Genomic DNA, 23,544 nt, shown 5'->3' with positions numbered 1-23,544 from the left:
ATGGACGATATTGCTGCGCTCAAAAGCGAGCTGTCTGGTATCAATTTGGACGACGTCTCCGAGGACGATTCCGCGTATCTCTCTCAATGTCTTGACACAGTTCGACACGACATTGGGTTACTCCAGAAAGGCGAACTGGACGCAGGCGCGAAAGGACGTGTGCTGGCTGCTCTGGATGCTCTGAAGATTGCAATAGATGCGTCGAAGAGGAAGCGGGCTTTCAAGCGTGCGGAAGACGAGGCTAAGTTGAAATTGGCCGAAGCCCAGCGCAACCACGATCAGGCAGAGAAGGAAGCTAGGAAGGCTGTGCTTCACTTGCATGGGCTGCTCACCGCTCTCTCGCAAGGCTCCGATCTTAGAATTTGACGGTTCGATCAGTTCAATTGGAGCACATGCGACCTACGCCACCCAATCTCCATTTGGTCAGCAGCAACGAGATCCCGAACGAGGGTGAGCTGCAGGCCATGCGCGATGCCATCACCCGCATGAAGCGGAACCGGCAGCTGCTGGACGAGTTCTGCGCTGAGCAGGCGAGATTCGTCCGGGCCGAGTACTTGGCTTACGTGGAGGCGGGATTCACCCGGCCGCAGGCCATGCAACTGGTGTCTGCAAAACTGTCACCGAAAAAGTAACGCTTGCGTTAGATCTGGGCGTCCCCATGTCTACTTGACTTTAAAAAATAGGAGACGTCCATGCCGTACCAACTCAGTTTCGCTCCTGCGTCCAGCAATGATAATGATTGTGGCCCGACCTATGGGTTCATCCTTAACGCCGACAGCCTCCCTGGGGCTCTTTCCAAATGGATTGGGGCGCAAGGAACGATGATCGATGGTCAAGGGAGGCTGGTTCCAATACAGCTCGGCGCCGGGTCCAAAGAATCATCGCTTCGGATCTTGCCAGCAGATGGCAGCGACAAGCGAGAGCATGTGATTGTCAGTGTCAGTGGCGATCTGGGGGTTGGAACGTCGGTTGCGCTGGCTTGGCCGTCTAACCCTTACAACCCGCTGGCCTACAAGATCAGCTACTACGGCGAAATTTGATTGCCACAAGAAGCCCGCTGCCCAGCGGGCTTTTTCTTTTCAACGACCCCGCCCCGTGGCGGGTTTTTTTACGCCCATCGCGAGGAGATACGGCTATGGCCGCTGAAGCAAAGACCAACGCAGGTTCCAAGCTCTTCATCTGCGTCACCCCCAAGAATGCCGACCTGACCGAAACCGAGTTCGCGGCCCTGACCTTCGTCCAGGTGAAGAAGGTCGGCAGCATCGGCGAGCGCGGCATCAACACCAACATCGTGCAGTACGACACGCTGGACACGTTGGTTGCCCTGAAGGGCAAGGGCATCACCAACGCCGGCGACCCGCAGGTGAAGGTGGCCGAGGATCTGACCGACCCGGGGCAGGTGGCCCTGCGCGCCGCGGGCGCCCCCAACGTCCCGGACGCCTATGCGTTCAAGGTGGAACGCGCCGACGGCTCCATCGAGTATCTGCGGGGTCTGGTGACCGGTCCCAACGTGCCCGGTGGCCGCAATGAGGATTTCATCCTCAACACCTTCACCCTGGCGCTGAATCAGGCGCCGATCACGGTGGCCGCACCGGGCGGCCCTTAACCCTGCGAGATTGCATGTTCCTACGAATGAACCACAGAATTGACGGCCAATCTGAAAGGAGTCGCTCATGAGGCTTGATCGCAAGGGCAACCACGCTCTTGAACTGACCGTATCCAGCGTGGATCCGGATTACGACAATCAACGGCGACTCATGGTCTGCCTAGGTCGCGTGTCGGGAGTGAAGCCGATTGAGGTCCAGTACACGCACAAGCGCCAGTCAAAGAAGGAGACGTGGGTTTGGGTCACCTGTACCTGGGAAAGCCAAGAACTTGCGTCACTTGGCGAAGCGATGGCGTTCGTTCGAAGTGTGACTATTGGCGACTTAACCGACCTGCAGATCAAGCCTGACTCTGTGGCGCGTTTGAAGCGAATTGCGGGAATTGACTGGAAATCGATCTAGAACGATGCGCTGTTCATAAGTTAGCTGATATTCCCTGACTTACCCAATAAGGAGCCCGCCATGTGCGGGCTCTTTCTTTTTCGGAGACCCGACCATGACCGAACTGTCCAACATCGTGGCGGCCGAGCGCCGTCTGGAACTCCTCCACCCGGCAACCCAGGAGCCGGTGGGCCTGGTGCTGGTTCTGCTGCCCGACAGCCATCTGCAGGTGAAGGCCGCAGCCCGCAAGTCGATCAACGACCGCATCAGCCACCGCGGCAAGGTGAGTGCTGAGCAGCTCGAAGCCAGCCGCATCGGCATGCTGGCTGCCTCGGTGGGTGGCTGGGAGTGGCAGGGTGAGCTGACCTTCCACGGTAGCAAGCCCGAGTTCAACCCGCAGACGCTGCAGCAGCTGCTGAAGGAACTGCCTTGGGTGACGTCGCTGACGGCCGCGTCGATGGTGTTCGGTATCCAGTTGGCCTGGGCGTTCCCGCCCGGGGCAACCGACACCGAACGCACCGAGATCTGGCGCAGCCCGGGACCGAGTCTGGAAAGCGCGACGAAGCTGGGCGATTTCGCCTATCCCCAGAACCGGCACCGGCTCGATGGCTTGGCCGCCGGCGCGAAGTTCTACTTCTGGGGCCGGCTGGTGGATCGCAGCGGCAACATTGGGCCGTGGTATCCGGCCGGTGCAGGCGTGGTGGGCGAGTCGAGCACCGACGTGGCCGAGTACGACGCGTATTTCTCCGGCCTCATCAACAAGAGCGCGCTGAGGCAGGAACTGCTGTCGGAAATCGAGAGCATCAGCAGCATCGTCCCGTTGATCTGGGACGCAGATGCCACGTATGAGGCGGGCCAGACGGTGGTGCGCAACGGCAAGATCTGGTTGTGGACCGACGCCCCCCCCGGCAATGAGGAACCGCCGGGCACGAAGTGGAAGAGTGTGGGCGATGCTGTGGCCGAGGCCGGTGCGTTGGTTGGGCGAATCGACCAGCTGGAGCTGGACGTTACGGAGATCGACGGCAAGGTCACCGCGGTGGGGAACCGTGTGGACGGCTTGGTCGCGCAGTACAGCGCCGAGCATGCGGGCGATGAGGACTGGAACGCAGGTGATGAGGACTCGTTTGCAGGCACGGTCACCACGCTGACGGTCATTGCCAGTGGCGACTATGCGCTGAGCCGGCACGTGGATACCACCGAGGCGGCGGTGGGCGAAACCCGGGCGATGGTGCAGGCCACCTCGCAGGCTCTGGTCGACTTGGACGGGCAGATCAGCGCCTCGTACAGCCTGAAGCTGCAGATCGCCGCCAACGGGCAGTACTACGCGGCCGGCATGGGCATCGGCATCGAGAACCAGCCGGACGGCAGCTACCAGAGCCAGGTGCTGTTCACCGCCGATCGCTTTGCGTTCGTCAACCTGGTCAACGGGCAGCTGACCTCACCGTTCGTGATCCAGGGCGGCCAGACCTTCATCAACCAGGCGCTGATCGGAACGGCGTGGATCAACACGGCCAACATCGCGGATGCGGCGATCACCAACGCAATGATTGGTGGCGTCATCCAGTCAGACAACTATGTTCCAGGGCAAACCGGTTGGCGAATCAGCAAGGACGGTGGTTTCGAACTGAACGGGAACACGCCAGATGGCTACAAGTTGCGCGTAGTCAATCAAGGCGTCTACGTCTATCACCCGAACGGAGTTCCAGCTGTTGAAGTGGGGGTCTTGCTGTGACCCTAGTCGGGCTCCGCATACGACGAGCTGATGGCTACGTGGAGACCACGGTCACCACCAAGCTGTCCAAGATGATCGGGTCGTACAGATTCCCGCTCTACAACCCGGTGAACTCCAACAACAAATGGGTGGCGCCGCCTGAGGCGAATGGCGGGCTCGTCGTCAATGATTTCTCCGGCGGCGAGCCCTTCTACTACTTCACCTGCGAGGGGCAGCGATCGGTGTACGGAATGCTGGTCCCCTCCGTTACCGTGACAGGCAACAGCATCAACTGGTCCTGGGGTCCTGACGTGGTGAACTATCACGTCAGGATGGAGATGTTCTAGAGCCAGTCGATCACCAACACCGTGGGCGGCATCACCCTTCACTACGGGATCTACAGCTGATGGCCGTCGGACTTCGTGTGCGGAACCAAGGGACCGGGCAGATCCAGTCGTTGAGGTCGGCCAGTTCTTCCCTGGCACCAAGATTGGCATCGCCATCCCGTCTCCCAGGTTCTATTACGCATCGGTATCCCAGGACCGGTGTACTGGCTACGCCGATGCATTCCACATGACCAGCGACAATAGAATTTTCATGTCAAAGCATGAGACGTTCTCGCAAAATCTCATCACCAACACCTTCCCGGTCGGCGGCGTGACTATGGGCCCTCAGAGGGCCACGATCTTCATCGTGGACCTGACAGAGGTGCCGCTGGGGTTCGGCTGACACAGTGACGTTTTTGGCTGTGGGAACTAGGTCATGTCGCGGACTTGCAAGCCCCGCTAGGATGGTCCGGCGAGCAAGAGGCTCGCGATTAAAGAAATGGAGATGTCCGTGAAAGCATGTCTTTTGGGAATTTCGTTGCTTCTGGCAGCCGGTAGCGCAGCGTCCGCTCCTGCCAGCCAGTCCGATCTGTCTGGTGTGGCAAACGCAGCAGTTCAGATGAACCCGACGCTGGCTGTGCCGCCTGGCGTTACCTTGAGCGAGGTCGTCCGCATCTACAGACCTAACCTTGGCTCACACGTGAGCGTGAACTGGGACTACGGTCTCTACTTGCGGGATGGGTGGCACATTGAGGGAACTTTGGGATTCATCTCCTTGACTCCCTTTGAGAACAGCTTGCCGATCCGCGAATGTGTCTCGCATACTCCCTGGGACACCTTCAGTAGCACCGACGTGAACTGTGAGGGGCAGCCGATGCTCCCATACTCGCATCTACGGGGCTACATCTCGCAAGCCCAGTTGCCAGGTACTGTTCCCCTGTACCGCTGCCGCCATCTCTGGGAGGGGAAGTCGCGGCATTTTGATACCCTTCGCGCGGATTGCGACGGGGCGCCTGGCGCTATCCTTGACGGTCCTTTGGGTTACGTCTTCATGTGATCCCCTGCTGCCCAGCCATGGCTGGGCAGTTCAAGGTACGGGCAATCGCAGATTCTCGCCGTTTTCCGCGGCGACGTGTTGACAGTGCGACTGACGCGGGAGGCCTCCATCACCGGCGGCTAGCTAGCCGTCCTTTCGTATCCACGCGAACATGTGGGGCACATAGTCTGCCTTCCCCAGAGGGATGCCGTTATGGCGTAGGATGCAGTACGCGGTTATCAGGTGGAAGTAGAACTGAGGTGTTGCCCAGTTCGTTGCGTACTCATCGCCCTTCATTTCGAATGCAAGGCCACCAGTCAGTTCGATCACGACATGACGCGAGGCGCCGGCATCGATCTCTTCCGCTTCGCTGGTGGTCAAGTACTCCAGCGTTTGGTCTATGAGCGCACGTGCTTCGTCCATGTCGCTCGGCGGCTGGAGTGTCGGCAGGGGCTTGCCACCGAGACGGCTGATCACTTCACGGGCTTGGGTGCATACGAACTGAATCTGCTTGGCAAGGGAGTGCATATCTGGCGCCAATCGCGCTAACAGCAAGTTGCCCGGATCATATCCGAGGGTCTTGGCGTGGGCCTCGGCCTTTTCCAGTTGACCTCGGAGGGCGCGGAGCATCTGTGCTGAGCCACAAACGTTCAGTTGATGAATGGACATCGGGCTACCTTGTTCGCTGGAAACCTAGGCGGAATCGCTGGACCTTAGCAATTCGACGATCTTCTTGGCTCGGATGCATCGGGTTCACTGGACAGAACGGGCATAGAACATACATTTTTGGCTGACTTGAGGGGTGGCCAGACATCCCTGTATGGGTCTAGCGTTTTTGGTTCGGCGCGGCGCTTGGGGCCGCAGGCCGCTCAACCGGGGCGCGTGAGGAGCGGCTCGCCGACAAAGAGTCGAGCCAGGCTCGACCCTGCGATTTTGGCAAATTGACGATTTCGTCCAGCGCCGATCAGTCGCCGGTGGGCGGCGCGGTAACTGGCTTCGGTGGCAACAGCGGCGGTGCTTCGGGAACGGCAACTGGGCAACCGTAGGTGCCAGCAACATCCATGTACAGGCTGTAACGCTGGGTTGAAGCAAAACCCAAGCGCCACTCGGGATTGAACAACGGCCTAGGCCCAGGTGAAAGGCCTATGTCCATCGGGAGATTCAGAACTTCGTCGCCAATCATCACCGGCGTGGTTGCTTCCACGTACTGGATATCTTCGCTGCCTTCGGTGGTGATCACGTTCTTGCGCCGTATAGCAGCTGCCGGTGGGCGGGCGGGCAGCGTTCCGCGCGCCTGGAAGCCACCGTTGAATCCGGTATCCACCTTGACCAGCACATTCTGCTTGCCGGCACGGATCGGATAGCGGACGTCATACGCATCGCCCCACAGCGAGGATAGTGTCGCCATCCGTCGCGCGCATGGCACCGGGCTGGCAGCGGCCTGGATCACAAGGGCGTTTTGGTTGATACGCACCCGTCCAAGCGCGCGCAACACGTCCAGGCCGATGCGCGGTAGATCGTCCTTGCCCAGCACTGCAAAGGAGATATCGCGCACCAGAACACTTCCGATGTCCAGAGTCACCGGCGACGCCAGCGCATACACCGCCCCAGCCTTTCCATCGGCAACCATGAAACCTTCGGTGAGTTCCAGCCCGAGTTCGGCTGCCAGCGTGCGCCCGATGCGCGAATGCGCTGCGCCACTGTCCACGTGTACGCGCAGCTCGCGCTCACCGGCCTTAGTGCGCATCTTCAGGCTGAGTGTCGGCAGTTCGTTTTGCAATTGGATGGGAACATGGATATCGCTTGGAGGTGTTTGTGCCGCCAAGGCAGTGCGTGGCCAAGCTGTGAAGCGCTCGAAATGCGGCTCGCTGATGCCCGCTAGGTGGATGTCGCCCGCTTGCTGTTTGAGCATTGGGCGGATATCGCGGTCCAGCAGCGTTCGAACTTGGATCATCTGCGTCGCCCATCCGGCAATATCGCCCCGGATGAGCAAGTTGCCTGCCAAGGAGGCTGCACATAGGTACTCGATGCCTTTTACCTGTTCGCGGGGCTCGTTGGCCACCGCCTGAAGACATTGCTCGGCGGCCTTGCTGGAGCGGTCGATTTCGCCGCGGACACGGTAGAAGCCTGTCTGGCCAAGCAGCCCCTTAGCGCCCTGCGTCTTGCCCATCGCCTGCAGCGCGCCCAGTTCAGCACGGCGTACGCTGCGGGTATAGCCGTAGGGATCGCTCAGTTCACCCTCGGGTGTGTCGGCTGTCGCAGCTGAAGCCACTGCCGTAACGAATAATGCACTCACGCCCCACCAGCGTCGATTCATTGAGGTTGCTCCCTTCTACCCGGTTGGAACCTAGCATGGCGGCCATCACGACTTCCATCGCCGCCGCTCGACCCCTGAACGACGGTATATGGGTTGCCTCGTGGATCAGCAGGGACATGGTCCGGGCGGGCCGTTCCGCTGGTGCAGCAGCTACGCAGCGCCGCGCCGGTTCAGATCCAGTGGACACTGGGCAGTGCTCCAGCCATAGTCTCGGCTTGCCAATGGACGCGCCCCATGAGCATCCTCAATGTTCTGATCAGCCGTGACCAGCTTGTCATTGCAGTAGATACGCTTGCGGAGGATGCGCTTACCGGCGCCCACTCTGCTGGTGCCAAGATGCTCCTGATACCGCAGCACAACGTGCTGCTGGCGGCGAGAGGTGCGGCCCAGTTTTTCCTGAAGACCTACGAGCTGGTCCTGCAGGCCAGCTTCCGTGCGGATTTCTCCATTGAGAAGCTGTCCGCCGAGATGGGATCTGTAATGGACCAGCTATGGCTGAACTACGAGAAGGCCGCGGCGGAGGCTGACCTGCCAATCGAACAGCTGGGGGGACCGAGATCATCCTGGGCGGTTGGTCGTCGGGAAGTGGCAGGATGATGGCCACTGCCTATACCAAGAGCGACAGTCGGCGCGCGACCACGGTCCAGCCGATCGGTGGCCAGTTCGCGTCACCAGGTGACCCACTCAAGGGCATCGCGCCCAGCATGCTGCAGGACGATCTGATGACAGCAGGGCGGCTGCAGGCCCACTACCTCAATGAGCAGATTGGTCGGCAAGTGGCCGGCGGCCGTCTGCTGATCGGCTTCTTGCAGCAGGGCCAAGCTGTGGTGAAGGACCTAGGACCGATCTGACGCTTGAGGCTAGGTAGCTGGACGAATCGGCTGCACATGGCCAGACAGTAGCGCCAGTGGCGTGACGGAAGCGGCAGGAATATGCTCTGGTTCAAAAACCGGAGGGCGTATGGGCATCATCGACTCGACTCACTATCGATTGACCTGCAAGGCCTGCGGAACCGTCGACACCCCATCGGCGCATCAAAAGGGTTCTGGTTACTCCGGGGGGAGCTGGAGTGGCCCGGACTCCAAAGTCTTCTCCCTGCGGACCGAACCATCGTACGGCGAGGACGTCATTAAGTCCGCGTCATGCCCCTGCGGTGGCGAGGTAGAAGTGGTCATCACCCGGACTGGTCCCTGACCGGATCCTGTCCCCGTCGCAGGCTTTGCGACGGCCGGCCGTATCCTCCCGGCCATGCGCTCTTCCCACGGCTTCCGCACCACCCCGATCCCCTCTGGCTGGGTCCAGACCGGTGAGCGCTGGGCGCTCTGGTACAACGGCCGCGAGACGGCCAGCGTCACGCCGGATGGCGGTTCTGGGGTCCGGCTATGGATGGAAGGCCAGAAAATGTGGCAGGTGAAGAAAGTGCGCGCCGCCAACGTCTGACAGGCAAAGCGCTACGCCGAGCGCTGGTGTGCCGCCAGGCTGTATCCCGACCTGCCTCTGCGCCAGGCCGTTGCCCGGCTGACCGATAGCAGGCCCATCATGCCGACGGAACCGCTACGGGCATTACCTTCGACCCGCGAGCAACAGCAGCAGGCCCAGCGATTGGACGAGGCGGCAGCGGCTGCGTCCGCCCGAGTGATGGCGGCACTCCAGCCGGTCCGCCCGCAGGCGGAGGCCAATCCCAGGGCGACGGATCCGAGAAAGGGGCGACGGAGTCCGCGCTGGGATCATTACCCAAAGGTGTGAGGGATGTGAGCCTATGGGGCCCGCACTTGGAAATTCATCTCTCTCGCGTAATCAAGTCCCTTGCCCTGGAGGGTGTAGGCGGGTCTAAAGGTCTCTTCGCTGATCTGCCAATGCACCCACCCCTGTTCGTCCAGTTGCTCTAAGGCCTGCTGGACGTCTGAAACGGGGTACTTGTTCTGCATGACCTGGCTTAGCTGCTCGACCGTCAGGTGCCTGTGGTCATGGAATCGCAAGCCCTGAACGCAGTTGCGTTGAATCCCATTCGGCTTGAACTTACGCTCAGTTGCGCGCTTCAAAAGCTTGGCAACTGCGCCTGGCTGCCGAGGGGCGGGTTGTTTCTCTGATGTTAGCTTTCGCCACAGTGCGGACGCTGCCCATCCAGCCGACAACCCGATAACGAAAACCCACAGGAAGTCCCATGGATGCTGCTCGATAACGGGCCAGTGGCCCCTCAATTCGTCGATCATTCATCCCCCTGATGACGCCAGAATCTGAGCGCTTGTCGCTCCGCAATCCTTGGCGTACCCCCAATTCTATAGGCATTTTATGCCCATGGAAATTGCAATTTGCGGAGCGATTTGCATGGTTAAGTTGCTGTATTTAAAGGGGTAGTGCTGGAGCATCCCAAGCTACTGTTTGGAGTGGCTGCAGCCGTCAGGCCCGCCCCGTTTGGCACAGCTTTGGCACAAATTGCCCTTTGACCGTTGGTACGTATAGGTAGATCGCCCCCCTCCTAAGGGGAAGTTCGCCCGTTCGAATCGGGCCGGGGTCACCAGAATCAGTCACTTGCGACGATTGGTGATCGAGTGGCGCTCCTTGTTCCACGGCACCTTCCAGTGCTTTGGTCGCAGTGGTCACAATGGCCAGTCAACAGGCGGCGCTCGCCACGAAGCCGTCTTCCCCTTCAGGCATCGGGTGCGCAGAAGGGCCCAGACTGTCGAGCCTGTCATATTTGCCCGTATACCTGCGGGGTAGACTCGGTTGGCACGCATGAGGCGTGCACTACGCCAATACCGAGGACGATAGTCATGTTGAAGGGATTGAAACCTCTCACCGCTGCTGCCGTGTGCCTGCTCGGCCTGTCCGCCTTTGCCCAGAGCGCTGCTGCGGCACAATGGGTAGACAGCGGCCGCACCGCGTACGTAAAGACCAGTTTCTTCGGCAGTTTCGCCTACCACACCTGCGACTCCAGCGGTGCGCAGATCCAGGGGTACCCGGGTAGCTGCGGCAGCGATGCCGGCAGTGGCTGGACGTCCAACTACACGGCTTCCAGTGACCTTGCCAACAGTCAGCTCATGGCCTGCAACCACAATCCGTTCCAGCTCGGCTCGGCCTGCTACGGCCTGGCGTATGCGATCAATGGCCAAGCGTACGCTGGCGGGCTGCCTGCCGCCTGCAATCTTGGCGCGCGCGCGGTGGTCACCGCGTCCAGCATGGAAACCGTCGAGATCCAATACGAAGAGCTCGACGTGGACACCATCGAGTCGGCACGCGAGTACGTCTGCCGGTAAAGCGCCGACAGGTCGCCGCCGTCGAGTGCGGCGGCTTCCTGCAGGGGACATCCGTCTTACGCACTGTTACCGCAGCCCAGTTCGCGCAAGCACGTCCGCTGCAAGCGCCTGATCATCAGCCTCCAACCCAGGCAGCGGCCGCGGCAGGTTGACGGGACCACACAGGCTTCCATATGCCCGCACAGTTGCAACCGGTTCAACCTCGGCATTATCCGCGTATCGCTGGCTGGCTCGATTCGGTTGCAGCGACGCAACGCTGGGCTGGCCCGGGCGTTGCGTTTCCTCTGCTGCCTGAGGCATTCGCACAGGCTCTTGAACTGGCCGAGCGCCCGGGTTGGGTGCTGTTGGACGGGGAGGGTGCGTGCATGGGGTTCGGCCAGTACTGGTTGACCGCGCCCGGCACTGCCCACCTGGGCCGCATCATTGTCTCGCCGCAGGCGCGTGGGCGCGGCCTGGGCCGGGTGCTGATGCAGTTGTTGTGTGCCGAGGCCCTGCGGTCGCCGGATGTGCAGCGCCTGAGCCTGCGTGTCTATCGTGACAACGTCGCGGCGGTCGCGCTCTACCGCGATTTCGGCTTCCAGCCGGTGGAAGATGCCTCGACGCCGGAACTGTTCTTCATGCAGCGCAGCGACGGCTGAGCCGTGATCATGTGGGTAGTGGTACGGTCTGCTGTGCCTGCCATTCCCTGGCGGTGATGCGGCTGATGTGTTCGGTGCGGTAGTCGGCGAGAAAGCGGTTGAACTGGTTGACCTCGGTGTGGTGATGGCGGAAACCGCATTTGGCCTGCGCGCTCATCGATTGCAGGTTGTCGTCGAAGTAGCCGCACCACAACGCGTCCAGCTGCAGATCCAGGAAGGCATGCCGCATCACCTCACGTACAGCTTCGGGTACCAGGCCACGACCCCAGTACGGTACGCCGATCCAGTAGGCGATCTCTCCCTCGCGCTCGCCCAAGCTGAAGTTGCTGTCTGCACCGATCAGGATGCCGACGCATCCGATGGCACGCCCGTTCTCGCGGCTCTGCAGGGCGTAGACCTCCGGTCGGTTGAACACGGTGCGGATGATGTCGGCACTCTCCTCTACGCTGGCATGCGGTGGCCAACCGGCAATGGGCCCCACACGCGGGTCGCGGGCGTACTCGTACAGATCGGCGGCGTCACTGTCGCGCCAGGGGCGCAGGATCAAGCGTTGGGTGGCCAGTTGCATGGCGGGTCCGTCGGTGGAGAGAGAGTGCACAGGCTAGGTTTCGACGGGCGGGGAGCACAGGGCGGGACCTTGATGGTTTCGGTACTTTTCACAACTTCTTCGTTCGGGCGGATATGCTCTGCCGCGATATCCCAGTGGATCGGCCCATGGATCGCATTCCCCAGCTTCTGGAACAGGACGAATCCATGCGCCTGGAAGTCAGTACGCTGGCTGAAGGCTTGGGTGTTCCGCTGTCGTTCGGGCACGCCTATCTGACGGTGCTGGTGTGCGTGTCCGGGCGTGCGCGGTTCGCACTGAACTTCCGCGAAGTGGCGGTGCAGCGGCACGACGTACTGGTGCTGGCGGAGGATACGCTGGCGCTGCTGCGGCAGCGTTCGCGCGGCTTCCTTGCGGTGGCCTGCCTGGTGCCGAAAGCGCTGGCCTCGGAGGTGGCCTATGTGCTGCCCAATGCACTGTTCAAGTTCCTGCACGAGCACCCTCATTGTGTACCGTCACCGCTGGAGGTGCCGCTGCTGCAGGGTTGGCTGCAGCAGTTGATGGATGCCCAGCACAACGGTGGCCGCCATCGGCACGTGATGCTGCGCAACCTGCTGCAGACCTTTTTCCTGAAGTTCGCCACACTGCTCCCGGCATACTACGAGGCGGCGCCGCAGGTCGGCCGACGCGAGCGCCTGGCCTGGAGCTTCTGGGAACTGGTCGGCCAGCGCAGCACGCGCCAACGCGACGTGCAGTCCTACGCCGAGGCGCTGTGCATTACCCCGTTCTATCTCTCGCAGGTGACCCGGGAATGCTTCGGCGAAACGCCGAAGGCGTTGATCGACCGCCAGGTGGTGCTGGAGATCAAGGCGCTGCTGAGCTACAGCGAACTGCCGATCGGACGCATCGCCGAACGCCTGTGTTTCGAGGACGCGTCCTACCTGTGCCGCTATTTCCGGCGGCACACCGGCCAATCGCTGACCGGCTACCGCCGGGCGGGGCAGGGCGGTATCAGTGCGATACGAACAAGGGCGCCGGTACTTCGGCGAGCAGATCCTCGGTGACCCCGCCGAGCACGCGCTCGACCACGCGACTGCGGCTGTAGGGCCCCAGCACCAGCAGATCGGCTTCGGCATCAAGTACATGCTGGCGAATGGTGGCAGCTACGCCCCCTTGGCTGGAGCTGATCGCCTGGATCTCCACTTCAACGCCGTGCCGCGCCAGATGCTGGGCCATTTCAGCGCCGGGTGCCGCTTCAGCCTTGGGCGTGTCGACCATCAGCAGGTGCACGGCCTGCGCCCGGGCCAGAAGAGGCAGGGCATCTGCCACCGCACGACGTGCCTGCTTGCTGGCATTCCAGGCCACCACGATACGCCGGCCGACCTGCTCGCCCTTCCAGTGCGGCGGCACCAGCAGCATCGGTACCCCGGTCTGGCGAAGCGTGCCCAGTGGATGCCAGCCGGAGGGCGCGCCTGGTGTGTGCGGATAGCCGGCGATGATCAGGTCGCAGTACAGCGACTGCAGCGCCAGGTCGGCGCCACCCAGGTAGTCCGAGACGATGCGCAGTTCGGTGCTGATCTGCAGCGGCTCGGACACGGCACGCAGGTTCTGCATCAGCTGTGCGGTGCAGGCGGCATCCGCGCGGGCCTCGTGGTCCAGCGCGGCGGCGATGCCGGCACCGCGCGCGAAGCCGTTGGCGATGTCGGTGGGATGCAGGGCCGTGGAGACTGCGACCAGATGCGCCTGCTGGGCCTGCGCCAGGTCGGCGGCGATGTTGAGAACGCGGTGCCCGGTGTCGCTGGCGTCGAACAGCACGGCGATATCGCGTAGTGGGTGCAGCATGGCGTTGTCTCCCTCGATGCCTGTGACGCGTTCCCTGCCGTGCACCGACCCGGGTGCACCGGACGCACCCCCGTTGTAGCGCATTCGTGATTCGTGTGAATCATATTTGATTCAATTTATTAATTGATGATTCATGCTAGCGTGAGGGCCAGCCCACACCCCATCGCTTTTCATGCGACCTGCCGCAGCACGTACACGACGCGACCTGCCCCATGCGCTGGCGGCCACCCTGGTCAGCCATCCACGCTGCACCCTCAGCGAACTCGCGCGCGGGGCGGGCATCAGCCGCGCGACCCTGTACCGGTTTGCGCCTACCCGGGAGGCGATCGACGAGGCCCTGTTCGCGGCCGGTTTCGAGCGCGTGGAAGCGGCGGCGGCCTGGTTCGACCAGGGCGGTGATGCACGCCACGTGCTGGAGCAGGTCACCGCCACGCTGCTGGCGGACTGGGAGCTGGTGACGCTGCTGTTCGCACGGATGATGGAAGAACAGCAGCGCCTGGGCGACCTGCACCTGCTGCCGGAGCGCTGGGCGCCGATCGGCGAGCGCTTCGAGGCCTTCTTCCTGCGGGGTCAGGCGGCCGGAGAGTTCAACGTCGGTTTCACCGCGGTGTGGCTCGCGGACTTCTACTGGAGCTGTTTCTACGGCATCACCTGGTCACTGGCACGCGGTCGGCTGGCGCCGGCAGCGGCAGCCTCTACGCTGCTGGCGTCGTTCCAGCGGGGGGCGATGATGGGTTGACCGCAGGGGTTTCCTGCGGGGGCGCCGTGGCTTACGCCTGCCTGAGCAACTGCACCAGCTGGCGCAGGCGATAGGGCTTGGGCAGGAACTCCACCTGCTCGGGCAGCGGCGGCAGCTGCGAACGGGCATAGCCGGACGAGAGGATCATCCGTGCCTGCGGCTGTTCGCGTGCCACATGCTCGCTCAGCTCGATGCCGGACATGCCGTTGGGCATGCTGACGTCGCTGAACACCACGTCGAAACGTGCTTCGCCCTTGAGCAGTTCCGCCGCCTCGTGGCCATCGGCGGTCGTGGCCACATCGATGCCGAGTTCGCGCAGGGCCAGGCCGATCATTTCACGCAGATCGGTCTGGTCTTCCACCATCAGTACGCGGATCGGGTCATCGGTCATCGGCAGGGTCCTCCATTGCGGGTAGCAGCAGGCTGACCGTGGTGCCGACACCGGGCGTGGTGGACACGTCGACGAAGCCGCCGCTCTGGGTAGTGAATCCGAACACCTGGCTCAGGCCCAGGCCGCTGCCTTTGCCGATGTCCTTGGTGGTGAAGAAGGGCTCGGTGGCCCGTTCGGCGATGTCGGCCGCCATCCCGTGGCCTTCATCGCAGACGCTGAGGGTGACATAGCCACGTTGCAGCGTGGAGTCCGCGTCCGGGTCGAGGCGATGCTCCAGCGCGGTGCCGATCAGGATGCGACCGCCTTCAAGGGTAGCATCGGCGGCATTGGCGACCAGATTGGCCAGCGCCGTCTGCAGCTGCGCCGCATCGGTGTTGACCGCAGGCAGGCCGGGTGCCAGCTGGGCATCCAGCATCACCGTGGACGGGCAGGCGCGTTGCAGGTCCGGCAGCCACTGCTGTATCAACACGTTGATATCCAGTGGTTCGCGGATCAGGGTCTGGCCAGTGCTGAACGCCAGCAGCTGGCGGGTCAGCAGCGCACCACGATCGGTCGCGCTCTGCGCAGCATCGAGCAGCTCGGCGGCGCGCGCATCGTCACCGCCAACGCGCAGGGACAGCAGGTCAAGTGCGTTGCCGATGGTGGTCAGCAGGTTGTTGAACTCATGCGACAGGCCGCGGCTGAGTCGGCCGACGGCCTCGAACTGTTGGGTATTGCGCAGCGCTCGTTGGGCATCACGCAGCAGGCGCTGTGCCTGCCACTGCTCGGTGATGTCGCGGGTGATCTTGACGTAGCCGAGCAGCTCACCCGCTTCAATCACCGGCTCGATGACAACACTGGCACGGAACGACGAGCCATCGCGGCGTACCCGCCAGCCCTCATTGGCAACGTGGCCATGCTGCGCTGCATGGCGGAGCAGGCGTTGCGGTTCTCCTGCCTCGCGGTCGGCGGCCAGGTAGAAGCGACCAAAGTGGGTGCCCACCACTTCATCGGCTGAATAGCCCTTGATGCGCTCCGCACCCGGGTTCCAGCTGCAGACGATGCCATCCGGATCAAGCAGGTACAGCGCATGGTCGCGCACGCTGTCGATCAGCAGTCGCAGTTGGCGGGAAGGGTCCGTCAGCACGGACGTCGTAGAGGCGGCAGCGTCCACGTAAAAATAAGTGTTACCCCTGTGAGGGACGTGAAGCTAGGCATTCAAGTGTGAAGGAGGCGTGGAGGCGGGACACGTGCCATTTGTCCTGTGCGGCTGAATACGACACGGAGTACCATCACCCACCCTTTTTGTTCTGGAACCGACCTGCATGCGTCCTGGTGCGACTACGCGTGACCGCTGGATCTGGATGACGTCCGCCGTGCTGCTGGCTGCGACCATCGCATTGGAGCTGGTGGTACCGCTCGGTTATGCGGTATGGCTGGCGTATTTCCTGGCCGTGGGCGTCACGGTGTTCCAGCGCAGTGCGCGCGCGCCGTTCATCGTGGCTGTGCTCGCCTGCGTCCTGCTGGTCATCGGTTTCAACATCGCCCCGGCCAGCTCGAACTCGGCGTTCTCGCTGGTCAACCGAAGCATCGGTGGTTGTGCGTTCCTGATGATCGCGCTGATCGTCTCCCGCGCGATCCAGGCACGCCGGGACGCAATGCGGGCGTTGTGGCTGCAGGAGGCCGAGAACGCGGTAGCGATGAGCCTGCGCGGCGACCTCGGCCCGGAGCAGATTGCCGAGGCGGCAGCCACCAGCCTGGGCGCGCAACTGGAGGCCGACGTCGGCGCCGTGTACCGGCTGGAAGGCGGACGACTGCAGCTGACCGGCGGCCTGGCGTTGCCGTCCGGCATGCCGGCGTCGCTGGCATTGCAGGAGGGCGTGGCCGGGCAGGTGGCGCGGGATGAGTGCATCCGTCACCTGGAGGGCAGCGACGACGCCGTACTTGAACTGCAGACCAGCCTGGGGCGGTTGCCGGTGCGCGAGCGCATCTTGGCGCCGATCAGCAGTGACGGCACCGTGGTAGGCATCGTCGAGCTGGGACGCGCCCGGGCGGGTGCGCAGCGCGACCTGGATCGCGAGCTGCTGGAGCGCTGCGCCGAGACCATCGGCATGGCGCTGCGTGCATCGCTGCTGCGCGCACAACTGGTGGTGCTGCTGGAGGAATCGCAGCGCCAGGGCGAGGAGCTGCAGGCCCAGCAGGAAGAGCTGCGCGTGGCCAATGAGGAACTGGAAGAGCAGAGCCGCAGCCTGCTGCAGTCGCAGAGCCATCTGGAAGAACAGCAGGCCGAGCTGGAACAGAGCAACGTCCAGCTGGAAGAGCGGACCCACGAGCTGGAGGCGCAGAAGCAGGCACTGCTGGTCGCGCAGAGCCAGCTGGTGCGCAACAGCAACGAACTGGCCGCGACATCGCGCTACAAGTCCGAGTTCCTGGCCAACATGTCGCACGAACTGCGCACGCCGCTGAACAGCTCGCTGATCCTGGCCAAGCTGCTGGCCGACAACAAGGACGGCACGCTCACCGAAGAACAGGTGAAGTATGCGCGTGCGATCCTGTCGTCCAACAACGATCTGCTGGCGCTGATCAACGACATCCTGGACCTGTCGCGCATCGAGGCCGGCCACGTCGAGCTGGCTGATGAAGTGGTGGTGACCGACAGCGTGCTGCAGCGCCTGCGCGAGACTTTCGAGCCGATGGCGCGGCAGAAGGGCCTGGCCCTGCAGATCGAGGCCGATGCGCTGGCGCCGAGCCAGCTGGTGGTCGACAGCCAGCGCCTGCAGCAGATCCTGAAGAACCTGCTGGCCAATGCGGTGAAGTTCACCGAGCATGGAAAGGTCAGCCTGCACGTGCGCGCGGCCGGCCAGGGGCGCATCCGTTTCGAGGTCTGCGACAGCGGTATCGGCATTGCCCGCGAGCAGCTGCAGGTCATCTTCGAAGCCTTCCGCCAGGCCGATGGCAGCACCCGTCGCCGCTACGGTGGCACCGGCCTGGGGCTGTCGATCTCGCGCGATCTGGCCGAGCGCATGGGCGGCAGCATCCAGGTCGACAGCGAACCGGGCCGTGGCAGCTGCTTCATTCTGGAACTGCCGTTGCAGGGCGCGCCCGCGTCGAGCGCCGCGGACATCGCCGCAGCCCCCGTGGCCTCGCCGGTCGCGGCCGCTGTGCCGGCGATGCAGGTGCCAGCAAGGGCTCCGGTGGCGCCGACGACGACGGTGCCCAGCGTGGCCGACGACCGCGGTCGTCGCCAGCACCCGGGCCGCCTGATCCTGGCCGTCGAGGACGACGCTACGTTCGCCGAAGCGCTGGTGGCCCTGGCCCATGAACTGGATTTCGACTGCGTGGTGGCCGGGACGGCCGAAGAGGCGCTGGCCCTGGCCGGCGAACTGCGACCGAACGGCATCCTGCTCGATATCGGCCTGCCGGACGTGTCCGGCCTGAGCGTGCTGGAGCGCCTGAAGCGCAACCCCGATACCCGCCATATCCCTGTGCACGTGGTCTCGGCAACGGACCGCAGCCAGGTGGCGCGCGAGCTCGGCGCGATCGGGTTCGCGATCAAGCCGACCACGCGCGAGCGCCTGGTGAGCGCCATCGAGCAGCTGGAACAGACCAGCCAGCGCGACGTGCGGCGCCTGCTGATCGTCGAGGACGACAGCGAGCTGCGCCACAACCTGGAACTGCTGCTGGGCCGTGATCAGCTGCAGATCGTCGCCGTGGGAACGCTTGCTGGCGCGCTGGAGCAGCTCAGCACGGTCACCTTTGATTGCATGGTGATGGACCTGTCACTGCCTGACGGCAGCGGCTACGACCTGCTCGAACACATGGCCGGCAACGATGACGTCGGCTTCCCGCCGGTGATCGTCTATACCGGCCGCGCGCTCGGTCGCGAGGAAGAACAGCGCCTGCGCCGCTATTCCAAGAGCATCATCATCAAGGGCGCGCGTTCGCCCGAGCGCCTGCTGGATGAAGTCACCCTGTTCCTGCACAGCGTGGAAGCCAGCCTGCCCACCGACCAGCAGCGCCTGCTGCGCGAGGCGCGCCGTCGCGACACCGTGCTCGATGGACGCACCGTACTGCTGGCCGAGGACGACGTGCGCAACATCTTTGCGCTGTCCAGCGTGCTCGAGCCGCTGGGTGTGACGCTGGAGATCGCGCGCAATGGGCAGGAGGCAGTGGACCGCCTGGCCGAGCGCGAAGTCGACCTGGTGCTGATGGACATCATGATGCCGGAGAAGGATGGCCTGGCCGCGATGCGCGAGATCCGCGCGCAGCGTCACCTGCAGGACCTGCCGATCATCGCGCTGACTGCCAAGGCCATGCCGGACGACCGTGAGCGTTGCCTGCAGGCGGGCGCCAACGATTACATCGCCAAGCCCATCGACGTCGACAAGCTGGTCTCGCTGTGCCGGGTCTGGTGCTCGCGGCAATGAACGAACAGGCGCTGTTCGACCTCGAACTGAAGGTCCTGCTGGAGGCGCTGTACCAGCGCTACCACTACGATTTCCGCAGCTATGCGGTGTCGTCGCTGCGCCGACGCATGCGCCAGGCGATGCAGCGCTATGAGTGCGAGCGGCTGGTCGACCTGCAGTACCGGCTGCTGCACGAGCCGGACCTGTTCGCCCAGGCCATGCAGTTCTTCACTGTGCAGGTCTCGGAGATGTTCCGTGACCCTGCGTATTTCCGTGAGCTGCGCGAGCAGGTGGTGCCAGTGCTGCGTACCTATCCCTCGGTGAAGCTGTGGGTGGCCGGCTGCAGCACGGGCGAGGAAGTGTGGTCGCTGGCGATCCTGCTGCATGAGGAAGGCCTGCTCGAGCGCAGCATCGTCTATGCCACCGACATCAATCCGGCCGCGCTGGCCACCGCCGAGGCGGGCGCCTATGGCATCGACCGGATGGCCCAGTTCAGCCGCAACTACCTGGCCGCCGGTGGCACCGCGTCGCTGTCGGACTACTACGCCACCGCCTACGATGGTGCGGTGTTCGACCGCCAACTGCGCCGCAACGTGGTGTTCGCCGACCACAGCCTGGCCACCGATACCGTGTTCTCCGAAGTGCACCTGGTGTCGTGCCGCAACGTGCTGATCTATTTCAACCGCGACCTGCAGGATCGTGCCGTCGGCCTGTTCCGCGAAGCGCTGGTGCACCGGGGCTTCCTTGGCCTGGGCAGCAAGGAGTCGCTGCAGTTCGGGTGCCACCACGATGCCTTCGAGGTCTGTTCGCGAGAGCACCGCCTGTACCGGAAGGTGGCCTGATGACGCTGCCGGTGCGTCCGGCCGTGCTGGTGATCGGCGCGTCCGCCGGTGGCGTGGCGGCCCTGCAGGCGGTGCTCGGTGCACTGCCGGCGAAGCTGCCGGTACCGGTACTGGCCGTGCTGCACCTGCCGCGTGACCGTACCAGCCGCATCGCCGAGGTGCTGGCGCCGTACTGCGCGTTGCCGGTGCGCGAAGCCGAAGACAAGCAGCCGTTGCAGCCGGGCACGGTGACGTTCGCGCCGCCGGATTACCACCTGCTGGTGGAGGACGAGGGGGCGGTGGCGTTGTCGGTGGATGCACCGGTGCTGTTTTCCCGTCCGGCCATCGATCCGCTGTTCGACTCCGCTGCGGCGGTGTTCGGCGCGCAGGTATTGGCCCTGCTGCTGACCGGTGCCAGCAGTGATGGCAGCGAGGGCGTTGCCGCCGTGCGCCGTGCCGGTGGCCATGCCTGGCTGCAATGTCCCGAGGAAGCCGAGGCGTCGATGATGCCCGCTTCCGCCCTGCAGTACGCCGGCGCCGATGCCGTGCTGCCCCTTGAACTGATGTGTCGCCGCCTGAAGGAGTTGTTTGCATGAACCTGTTGCCACCGGAACCTGCGCAGTCGCGGACCCCGGTCAACCTGCTGATCGTCGATGACGTGCCGCAGAACCTGGTAGCCATGCAGGCCCTGCTGCAGCGCGAAGGGGTCAACCTGCTGCTGGCCGGCTCGGGCGCGCAGGCGTTGGAGCTGCTGCTCGAGCACGAGGTGGCATTGGCCCTGCTTGACGTGCACATGCCGGAGATCGATGGCTTCACCCTGGCCGAACTGATGCGCGGTTCGCATCGCAGCCGCGACGTGCCGATCATCTTCCTGACCGCCTCTCCGGATGATCCCCTGCGCGTGTTCAAGGGCTACGAAAGCGGTGCGGTCGATTTCCTGCACAAGCCGGTGGCGCCGCAGGTGATCCTGAGCAAGGTCAACGTCTTCATCGAGCTGTACCAGCAGCGGCAGCTGCTGAAGGCGCGCAACGAGGCACTGGAGCGCGCGCTGAAGCTCAACGAGACGATGGCTGCCGTTTTGACCCACGACCTGCGCACGCCGTTGTCGGCGATCCTGCTGTGTGCCGACAAGCTGGCGCTGGAGCTTCCGGAAGACAACGCAGGCGCGCAGCAGACCCTGCAGTACCTGGAAGCCAGCACCCTGCGGATGGCGCGGATGGTCGAGCAGCTGCTGGATTTTTCGCGGATCCGCAGCGGTGGCCTGAGGCTGGAGGCAAGTGCCTGCGATCTGGCCGACGTGACGCGCGCGGTAGTCGCCGAGGCGGGCAGCGCGCATGGGGCGGACCGGATCCACCTGGACCTGCAGGGAGACACGCGGCTGCAGGGCGATCTGGATCGCCTTGGCCAGGTCGCCGCCAACCTGGTCGGCAATGCGCTGACCCATGGCAGCGAGGCGAGGGTGGAGGTGGATGGGCGCGACCCGCGCGGCGTACTGCTGCGGGTCAGCAACGCCGGCCGGATCGATGACGCGCTGTTGCCGCGACTGTTCGAACCGTTCAAGGCCAGCTTCCACCAGAGCAAGGGCCTGGGCCTGGGCCTGTACATCGTCGATCAGTTCGTCCGCGCGCACGGCGGGCGCATTGCGGCCCGCAACGAAGCGGGCCAGGTGGTGTTCGAGGCAATGCTGCCACGACGCTGCGACGGCACGGTCTTGGCGGCAACCTGAACGCTTCGGCCAGCGTTTCGGCGGACTGAGGCGGACTGGTCCGCAACTGCCAGCGTGGGCGCCTATTCTGTCAGGGAAGCGCCATGCCATTGCGCGCCATCGCCTACGTCAGCCGGGCGCTGCCGGACCTGTCCGCCGAGTGCCTGCATCGGCTGGTGGAGGACGCGGCACGATTCAACAAGCTGGCAGGGTGACCGGCGTGCTGCTGCGTGATGGCGAGCGTTTCCTGCAGTACATCGAGGGGCCACCGGATGGCATCGATCTAAGAGTGCATCCTGCAGGCAGGAAGCCACATCGACATCACCGGACTGGGACGCGGCCGCCTGGGCCAGCGCCAGTTTCCCTATTGGCCGATGCGTTCGCTGCCGGTCGACGCGTCAATGCTGCGCCAGCTTTCCTGCAGTGACCGGTCCGGATTCTCCCGGCGCCTGCAGGGCGATCGTTTGGCACCGACGCCAGTGGACCTGCTCGGTCAGGTGGTGCAGCCGGCGCTGCACGCAGGCTGATGGTCTGCGCCGGATTCAGCGCGAAGCAGCACCGCAGTACGCCGCATGCAGCGCCTGCAGCACGCCCAGTGCGGGCCCTTCAAGAACCCGGTAGTGGATCGCCTGCGCTTCGCGCCGGGTCGCCACGATATCCAGTCCGCGCAGCACCGCCAGATGCTGTGACAACGCCGATGCGCTCAGGCCGGTCAGTGCCTGCAGTTCCGGTACCGACGCTTCACCTTCCACCAGGCGGCACAGCACCCGCAGCCGGGCCGGGTGGGCCAGGCTTTTGAGCAGCGTGGCTGCCTGCGACGCGTGTTCGGCCATCGCGGCGCTGTCGAGCTGGGTCCGGGCCATGGTTGACCATTTTGTTTAGAATGATCTAATTTAGAATAATCTAAACAAATGGGCAATCCCATGTACGGCAGCGAAGAGGGCAGGGCATGAACCTGCCATGGAGTGCGGCGGCAGGTGGTGCGTTGATCGGCGCCGCCGCGGTGCTGTTGCTCGCCACCATCGGACGCGTGGCGGGCATCAGCGGCATCACCGCAGGCAGCCTGCGCGCAGGCAAGGGCGAGCGTGCCTGGCGCTGGGCCTTCCTGGCCGGCCTGACCGCATCGGCGGGGCTGGTGCTGTGGTGGCAATCGGTGCCCGAGGCATCGCCGCGTGCGCTGCTGCGTGATGCGCTGCCGGCATGGCAGTTGATGGGAGCCGGCCTGCTGGTCGGCTTCGGTACGCGGCTGGGCAACGGCTGCACCAGCGGTCACGGTGTGTGCGGCATGGCCCGCGCTTCGAAGCGATCGCTGGCGGCCGTGCTGGTGTTCATGGCCTGCGCGATGCTGACCACCTTCCTGGTCCGTCATGGCGGAGGCCCAACATGAGCCGCGCAGTCTGGGCCGCCGGCGCGGCGGGCGCATTGTTTGGCATGGGGTTGGCACTTTCGGGAATGACCGACGCGCGTCGTGTCCTCGGCTTCCTCGACATCACCGGTGACTTCGATCCCACGCTGCTGTGGGTGCTGGGCTCGGCGCTGCTGGTCAGCGCGATCGGGCAGCGGTGGGTGTTGCGGCGACAGCAGCCGCTGTACGCAGACCGCTTCCGGCTGCCTGTTACCCGGCGTGTGGATGCTCGCCTGCTGCTGGGTGCCGCGCTGTTCGGGATCGGCTGGGGCTGGGCGGGCTATTGCCCAGGCCCGGCCATCGCCGGGGTGGCCGTGGCGTCGCGCGAAGCCCTGTGGTTCGTGCCTTCGATGCTTGCAGGATTCTGGCTGCACGACCGCTTCGTCCGTTGAGGCTTTCACCCCTGTCTCACCCTGCCTGGGGTCCTATCTTCGGATCACGG

General features: G+C 63.9%; 29 protein-coding genes, 1 tRNA gene and 1 pseudogene. 23 read left to right on the top strand and 8 right to left on the bottom strand.

All coding sequences use genetic code 11. From position 1 onward, the window contains the following. The 8 genes from AC5P9F_RS06755 to AC5P9F_RS06720 all read left to right on the top strand — a co-directional run bounded on the left by AC5P9F_RS06755 (window position 1) and on the right by AC5P9F_RS06720 (window position 4,425). Complete coding sequence (locus tag AC5P9F_RS06755) at window positions 1-366, top strand: hypothetical protein (RefSeq protein WP_005409384.1); 366 nt, start codon at window positions 1-3, stop codon at window positions 364-366. Between the two features lie 53 nt (window positions 367-419). Then, window positions 420-632, top strand: a complete 213-nt coding sequence (locus AC5P9F_RS06750) for a hypothetical protein (protein WP_032965820.1) — start codon at window positions 420-422, stop codon at window positions 630-632. A 60-nt stretch (window positions 633-692) separates the two neighbouring features. Continuing rightward, window positions 693-1,040 (top strand): hypothetical protein, encoded by a 348-nt coding sequence (locus AC5P9F_RS06745; RefSeq protein ID WP_005409386.1) that lies wholly within the window; start codon window positions 693-695, stop codon window positions 1,038-1,040. Between the two features lie 95 nt (window positions 1,041-1,135). Continuing rightward, complete coding sequence (locus AC5P9F_RS06740) at window positions 1,136-1,606, top strand: hypothetical protein (RefSeq protein WP_005409387.1); 471 nt, start codon at window positions 1,136-1,138, stop codon at window positions 1,604-1,606. A 67-nt stretch (window positions 1,607-1,673) separates the two neighbouring features. Beyond that, on the top strand, window positions 1,674-2,006 hold the full coding sequence (locus tag AC5P9F_RS06735; protein ID WP_005409388.1) for a hypothetical protein: 333 nt from the start codon (window positions 1,674-1,676) through the stop codon (window positions 2,004-2,006). A 94-nt stretch (window positions 2,007-2,100) separates the two neighbouring features. Continuing rightward, on the top strand, window positions 2,101-3,717 hold the full coding sequence (locus AC5P9F_RS06730; RefSeq protein ID WP_224119413.1) for a phage tail tip fiber protein: 1,617 nt from the start codon (window positions 2,101-2,103) through the stop codon (window positions 3,715-3,717). Between the two features lie 38 nt (window positions 3,718-3,755). Next, window positions 3,756-4,043, top strand: a complete 288-nt coding sequence (locus tag AC5P9F_RS06725; protein WP_099497670.1) for a hypothetical protein — start codon at window positions 3,756-3,758, stop codon at window positions 4,041-4,043. Window positions 4,044-4,269: 226 nt separating this feature from the next. After that, complete coding sequence (locus AC5P9F_RS06720) at window positions 4,270-4,425, top strand: hypothetical protein (protein ID WP_158230117.1); 156 nt, start codon at window positions 4,270-4,272, stop codon at window positions 4,423-4,425. A 777-nt stretch (window positions 4,426-5,202) separates the two neighbouring features. Here AC5P9F_RS06720 and AC5P9F_RS06715 read toward each other — a convergent pair. Together AC5P9F_RS06715 and AC5P9F_RS06710 are read right to left on the bottom strand one after the other, a co-directional pair. Further along, a complete protein-coding gene (locus tag AC5P9F_RS06715; RefSeq protein WP_005409392.1) occupies window positions 5,203-5,727 on the bottom strand; it encodes a DUF1993 domain-containing protein in 525 nt (174 codons plus the stop codon). 295 nt (window positions 5,728-6,022) lie between these two features. Then, the gene (locus tag AC5P9F_RS06710) at window positions 6,023-7,375 is read right to left on the bottom strand and encodes an aspartyl protease family protein (protein WP_005409393.1); all 1,353 of its coding nucleotides are present in this window, start codon (window positions 7,373-7,375) and stop codon (window positions 6,023-6,025) included. A gap of 234 nt (window positions 7,376-7,609) precedes the next feature. Between AC5P9F_RS06710 and AC5P9F_RS06705 the strand changes: the two genes are divergently transcribed. The 3 genes from AC5P9F_RS06705 (at window position 7,610) to AC5P9F_RS06695 (ending at window position 8,815) form a co-directional block, all read left to right on the top strand. After that, entirely contained in the window at window positions 7,610-7,972 is a 363-nt protein-coding gene (locus tag AC5P9F_RS06705) for a hypothetical protein (RefSeq protein ID WP_005409394.1), read from the top strand. Further along, window positions 7,969-8,226, top strand: a complete 258-nt coding sequence (locus tag AC5P9F_RS06700) for a hypothetical protein (protein WP_005409395.1) — start codon at window positions 7,969-7,971, stop codon at window positions 8,224-8,226. The genes AC5P9F_RS06705 and AC5P9F_RS06700 overlap by 4 nt, the downstream gene beginning before the upstream one ends. A 397-nt stretch (window positions 8,227-8,623) precedes the next feature. Then, window positions 8,624-8,815 carry a hypothetical protein gene (locus AC5P9F_RS06695; protein ID WP_005409397.1) on the top strand — a complete coding sequence of 64 codons (192 nt, stop codon included), beginning with the start codon at window positions 8,624-8,626 and terminating at the stop codon, window positions 8,813-8,815. 317 nt (window positions 8,816-9,132) lie between these two features. On the opposite strand, the gene AC5P9F_RS06690 is transcribed toward AC5P9F_RS06695, so the two are convergent. After that, the gene (locus AC5P9F_RS06690; RefSeq protein WP_005409398.1) at window positions 9,133-9,588 is read right to left on the bottom strand and encodes a hypothetical protein; all 456 of its coding nucleotides are present in this window, start codon (window positions 9,586-9,588) and stop codon (window positions 9,133-9,135) included. 232 nt (window positions 9,589-9,820) lie between these two features. Here AC5P9F_RS06690 and AC5P9F_RS06685 point away from each other — a divergent pair. The 3 genes from AC5P9F_RS06685 to AC5P9F_RS06675 all read left to right on the top strand — a co-directional run bounded on the left by AC5P9F_RS06685 (window position 9,821) and on the right by AC5P9F_RS06675 (window position 11,270). Further along, a tRNA-Arg gene (locus AC5P9F_RS06685) sits at window positions 9,821-9,896 on the top strand. A 253-nt stretch (window positions 9,897-10,149) separates the two neighbouring features. Continuing rightward, a complete protein-coding gene (locus AC5P9F_RS06680) occupies window positions 10,150-10,632 on the top strand; it encodes a hypothetical protein (protein WP_005409399.1) in 483 nt (160 codons plus the stop codon). 173 nt (window positions 10,633-10,805) lie between these two features. Then, a complete protein-coding gene (locus tag AC5P9F_RS06675) occupies window positions 10,806-11,270 on the top strand; it encodes a GNAT family N-acetyltransferase (RefSeq protein WP_099497631.1) in 465 nt (154 codons plus the stop codon). Window positions 11,271-11,277: 7 nt separating this feature from the next. Here AC5P9F_RS06675 and AC5P9F_RS06670 read toward each other — a convergent pair whose 3' ends face one another. After that, window positions 11,278-11,838: a GNAT family N-acetyltransferase gene (locus AC5P9F_RS06670; RefSeq protein WP_005409401.1), complete on the bottom strand. Its 561-nt coding sequence runs from the start codon at window positions 11,836-11,838 to the stop codon at window positions 11,278-11,280. Window positions 11,839-11,984: 146 nt separating this feature from the next. Here AC5P9F_RS06670 and AC5P9F_RS06665 point away from each other — a divergent pair, with 146 nt between their 5' ends. Next, on the top strand, window positions 11,985-12,878 hold the full coding sequence (locus AC5P9F_RS06665) for an AraC family transcriptional regulator (protein ID WP_005409402.1): 894 nt from the start codon (window positions 11,985-11,987) through the stop codon (window positions 12,876-12,878). Here the strand turns inward: AC5P9F_RS06665 and AC5P9F_RS06660 are convergent. Beyond that, on the bottom strand, window positions 12,826-13,656 hold the full coding sequence (locus AC5P9F_RS06660) for a universal stress protein (protein ID WP_005409403.1): 831 nt from the start codon (window positions 13,654-13,656) through the stop codon (window positions 12,826-12,828). The two genes, AC5P9F_RS06665 and AC5P9F_RS06660, sit on opposite strands and share 53 nt — an antisense overlap. A 172-nt stretch (window positions 13,657-13,828) precedes the next feature. On the opposite strand from AC5P9F_RS06660, the gene AC5P9F_RS06655 reads away from it, so the two are divergent. Next, the gene (locus tag AC5P9F_RS06655) at window positions 13,829-14,395 is read left to right on the top strand and encodes a TetR/AcrR family transcriptional regulator (RefSeq protein ID WP_005409404.1); all 567 of its coding nucleotides are present in this window, start codon (window positions 13,829-13,831) and stop codon (window positions 14,393-14,395) included. Window positions 14,396-14,426: 31 nt separating this feature from the next. Here the strand turns inward: AC5P9F_RS06655 and AC5P9F_RS06650 are convergent, their stop codons facing one another. After that, window positions 14,427-14,786 (bottom strand): response regulator, encoded by a 360-nt coding sequence (locus AC5P9F_RS06650; protein WP_012480014.1) that lies wholly within the window; start codon window positions 14,784-14,786, stop codon window positions 14,427-14,429. Then, on the bottom strand, window positions 14,776-15,939 hold the full coding sequence (locus tag AC5P9F_RS06645) for a two-component system sensor histidine kinase NtrB (protein WP_394253808.1): 1,164 nt from the start codon (window positions 15,937-15,939) through the stop codon (window positions 14,776-14,778). The genes AC5P9F_RS06650 and AC5P9F_RS06645 overlap by 11 nt, the downstream gene beginning before the upstream one ends. Before the next feature lie 151 nt (window positions 15,940-16,090). Here AC5P9F_RS06645 and AC5P9F_RS06640 point away from each other — a divergent pair, with 151 nt between their 5' ends. The 5 genes and pseudogenes from AC5P9F_RS06640 (at window position 16,091) to AC5P9F_RS06620 (ending at window position 22,224) form a co-directional block, all read left to right on the top strand. Beyond that, window positions 16,091-19,192 carry a hybrid sensor histidine kinase/response regulator gene (locus AC5P9F_RS06640; protein ID WP_012480016.1) on the top strand — a complete coding sequence of 1,034 codons (3,102 nt, stop codon included), beginning with the start codon at window positions 16,091-16,093 and terminating at the stop codon, window positions 19,190-19,192. Beyond that, window positions 19,189-20,013 carry a CheR family methyltransferase gene (locus AC5P9F_RS06635; RefSeq protein ID WP_005409408.1) on the top strand — a complete coding sequence of 275 codons (825 nt, stop codon included), beginning with the start codon at window positions 19,189-19,191 and terminating at the stop codon, window positions 20,011-20,013. Before AC5P9F_RS06640 ends, AC5P9F_RS06635 begins: the two co-directional genes overlap by 4 nt. Continuing rightward, a complete protein-coding gene (locus tag AC5P9F_RS06630; protein WP_005409409.1) occupies window positions 20,013-20,588 on the top strand; it encodes a chemotaxis protein CheB in 576 nt (191 codons plus the stop codon). Before AC5P9F_RS06635 ends, AC5P9F_RS06630 begins: the two co-directional genes overlap by 1 nt. Then, on the top strand, window positions 20,585-21,718 hold the full coding sequence (locus AC5P9F_RS06625) for a hybrid sensor histidine kinase/response regulator (protein ID WP_043035068.1): 1,134 nt from the start codon (window positions 20,585-20,587) through the stop codon (window positions 21,716-21,718). Before AC5P9F_RS06630 ends, AC5P9F_RS06625 begins: the two co-directional genes overlap by 4 nt. Before the next feature lie 83 nt (window positions 21,719-21,801). Then, window positions 21,802-22,224, top strand: a pseudogene (locus AC5P9F_RS06620) (BLUF domain-containing protein). Window positions 22,225-22,239: 15 nt separating this feature from the next. Here AC5P9F_RS06620 and AC5P9F_RS06615 read toward each other — a convergent pair. Beyond that, entirely contained in the window at window positions 22,240-22,560 is a 321-nt protein-coding gene (locus tag AC5P9F_RS06615; protein WP_043035069.1) for an ArsR/SmtB family transcription factor, read from the bottom strand. A gap of 86 nt (window positions 22,561-22,646) precedes the next feature. On the opposite strand from AC5P9F_RS06615, the gene AC5P9F_RS06610 reads away from it, so the two are divergent. Together AC5P9F_RS06610 and AC5P9F_RS06605 are read left to right on the top strand one after the other, a co-directional pair. Further along, window positions 22,647-23,084 (top strand): YeeE/YedE family protein, encoded by a 438-nt coding sequence (locus tag AC5P9F_RS06610; RefSeq protein ID WP_043035070.1) that lies wholly within the window; start codon window positions 22,647-22,649, stop codon window positions 23,082-23,084. Further along, window positions 23,081-23,494 carry a DUF6691 family protein gene (locus tag AC5P9F_RS06605; protein WP_005409414.1) on the top strand — a complete coding sequence of 138 codons (414 nt, stop codon included), beginning with the start codon at window positions 23,081-23,083 and terminating at the stop codon, window positions 23,492-23,494. Before AC5P9F_RS06610 ends, AC5P9F_RS06605 begins: the two co-directional genes overlap by 4 nt. Window positions 23,495-23,544 lie beyond the last annotated feature (50 nt).

Source organism: Stenotrophomonas sp. YJH_SMC_4, from assembly GCF_059371575.1.
This window is presented reverse-complemented; position numbering and strand designations above follow the sequence as displayed.

Bases quoted from the DNA above. Each gene is read 5' to 3' on its own strand.
- AC5P9F_RS06640 (WP_012480016.1), top strand. From the start codon at position 16,091: ATGCGTCCTGGTGCGACTACGCGTGACCGCTGGATCTGGATGACGTCC.
- AC5P9F_RS06610 (WP_043035070.1), top strand. From the start codon at position 22,647: ATGAACCTGCCATGGAGTGCGGCGGCAGGTGGTGCGTTGATCGGCGCC.
- AC5P9F_RS06670 (WP_005409401.1), bottom strand. From the start codon at position 11,838: ATGCAACTGGCCACCCAACGCTTGATCCTGCGCCCCTGGCGCGACAGT.
- AC5P9F_RS06720 (WP_158230117.1), top strand. From the start codon at position 4,270: ATGACCAGCGACAATAGAATTTTCATGTCAAAGCATGAGACGTTCTCG.
- AC5P9F_RS06700 (WP_005409395.1), top strand. From the start codon at position 7,969: ATGATGGCCACTGCCTATACCAAGAGCGACAGTCGGCGCGCGACCACG.
- AC5P9F_RS06680 (WP_005409399.1), top strand. From the start codon at position 10,150: ATGTTGAAGGGATTGAAACCTCTCACCGCTGCTGCCGTGTGCCTGCTC.
- AC5P9F_RS06745 (WP_005409386.1), top strand. From the start codon at position 693: ATGCCGTACCAACTCAGTTTCGCTCCTGCGTCCAGCAATGATAATGAT.
- AC5P9F_RS06675 (WP_099497631.1), top strand. From the start codon at position 10,806: ATGCCCGCACAGTTGCAACCGGTTCAACCTCGGCATTATCCGCGTATC.
- AC5P9F_RS06605 (WP_005409414.1), top strand. From the start codon at position 23,081: ATGAGCCGCGCAGTCTGGGCCGCCGGCGCGGCGGGCGCATTGTTTGGC.
- AC5P9F_RS06615 (WP_043035069.1), bottom strand. From the start codon at position 22,560: ATGGCCCGGACCCAGCTCGACAGCGCCGCGATGGCCGAACACGCGTCG.
- AC5P9F_RS06690 (WP_005409398.1), bottom strand. From the start codon at position 9,588: ATGATCGACGAATTGAGGGGCCACTGGCCCGTTATCGAGCAGCATCCA.
- AC5P9F_RS06715 (WP_005409392.1), bottom strand. From the start codon at position 5,727: ATGTCCATTCATCAACTGAACGTTTGTGGCTCAGCACAGATGCTCCGC.
- AC5P9F_RS06635 (WP_005409408.1), top strand. From the start codon at position 19,189: ATGAACGAACAGGCGCTGTTCGACCTCGAACTGAAGGTCCTGCTGGAG.
- AC5P9F_RS06630 (WP_005409409.1), top strand. From the start codon at position 20,013: ATGACGCTGCCGGTGCGTCCGGCCGTGCTGGTGATCGGCGCGTCCGCC.
- AC5P9F_RS06660 (WP_005409403.1), bottom strand. From the start codon at position 13,656: ATGCTGCACCCACTACGCGATATCGCCGTGCTGTTCGACGCCAGCGAC.
- AC5P9F_RS06735 (WP_005409388.1), top strand. From the start codon at position 1,674: ATGAGGCTTGATCGCAAGGGCAACCACGCTCTTGAACTGACCGTATCC.
- AC5P9F_RS06755 (WP_005409384.1), top strand. From the start codon at position 1: ATGGACGATATTGCTGCGCTCAAAAGCGAGCTGTCTGGTATCAATTTG.
- AC5P9F_RS06655 (WP_005409404.1), top strand. From the start codon at position 13,829: ATGCGACCTGCCGCAGCACGTACACGACGCGACCTGCCCCATGCGCTG.
- AC5P9F_RS06730 (WP_224119413.1), top strand. From the start codon at position 2,101: ATGACCGAACTGTCCAACATCGTGGCGGCCGAGCGCCGTCTGGAACTC.
- AC5P9F_RS06705 (WP_005409394.1), top strand. From the start codon at position 7,610: ATGAGCATCCTCAATGTTCTGATCAGCCGTGACCAGCTTGTCATTGCA.
- AC5P9F_RS06650 (WP_012480014.1), bottom strand. From the start codon at position 14,786: ATGACCGATGACCCGATCCGCGTACTGATGGTGGAAGACCAGACCGAT.
- AC5P9F_RS06625 (WP_043035068.1), top strand. From the start codon at position 20,585: ATGAACCTGTTGCCACCGGAACCTGCGCAGTCGCGGACCCCGGTCAAC.
- AC5P9F_RS06695 (WP_005409397.1), top strand. From the start codon at position 8,624: ATGCGCTCTTCCCACGGCTTCCGCACCACCCCGATCCCCTCTGGCTGG.
- AC5P9F_RS06740 (WP_005409387.1), top strand. From the start codon at position 1,136: ATGGCCGCTGAAGCAAAGACCAACGCAGGTTCCAAGCTCTTCATCTGC.
- AC5P9F_RS06665 (WP_005409402.1), top strand. From the start codon at position 11,985: ATGGATCGCATTCCCCAGCTTCTGGAACAGGACGAATCCATGCGCCTG.
- AC5P9F_RS06710 (WP_005409393.1), bottom strand. From the start codon at position 7,375: ATGAATCGACGCTGGTGGGGCGTGAGTGCATTATTCGTTACGGCAGTG.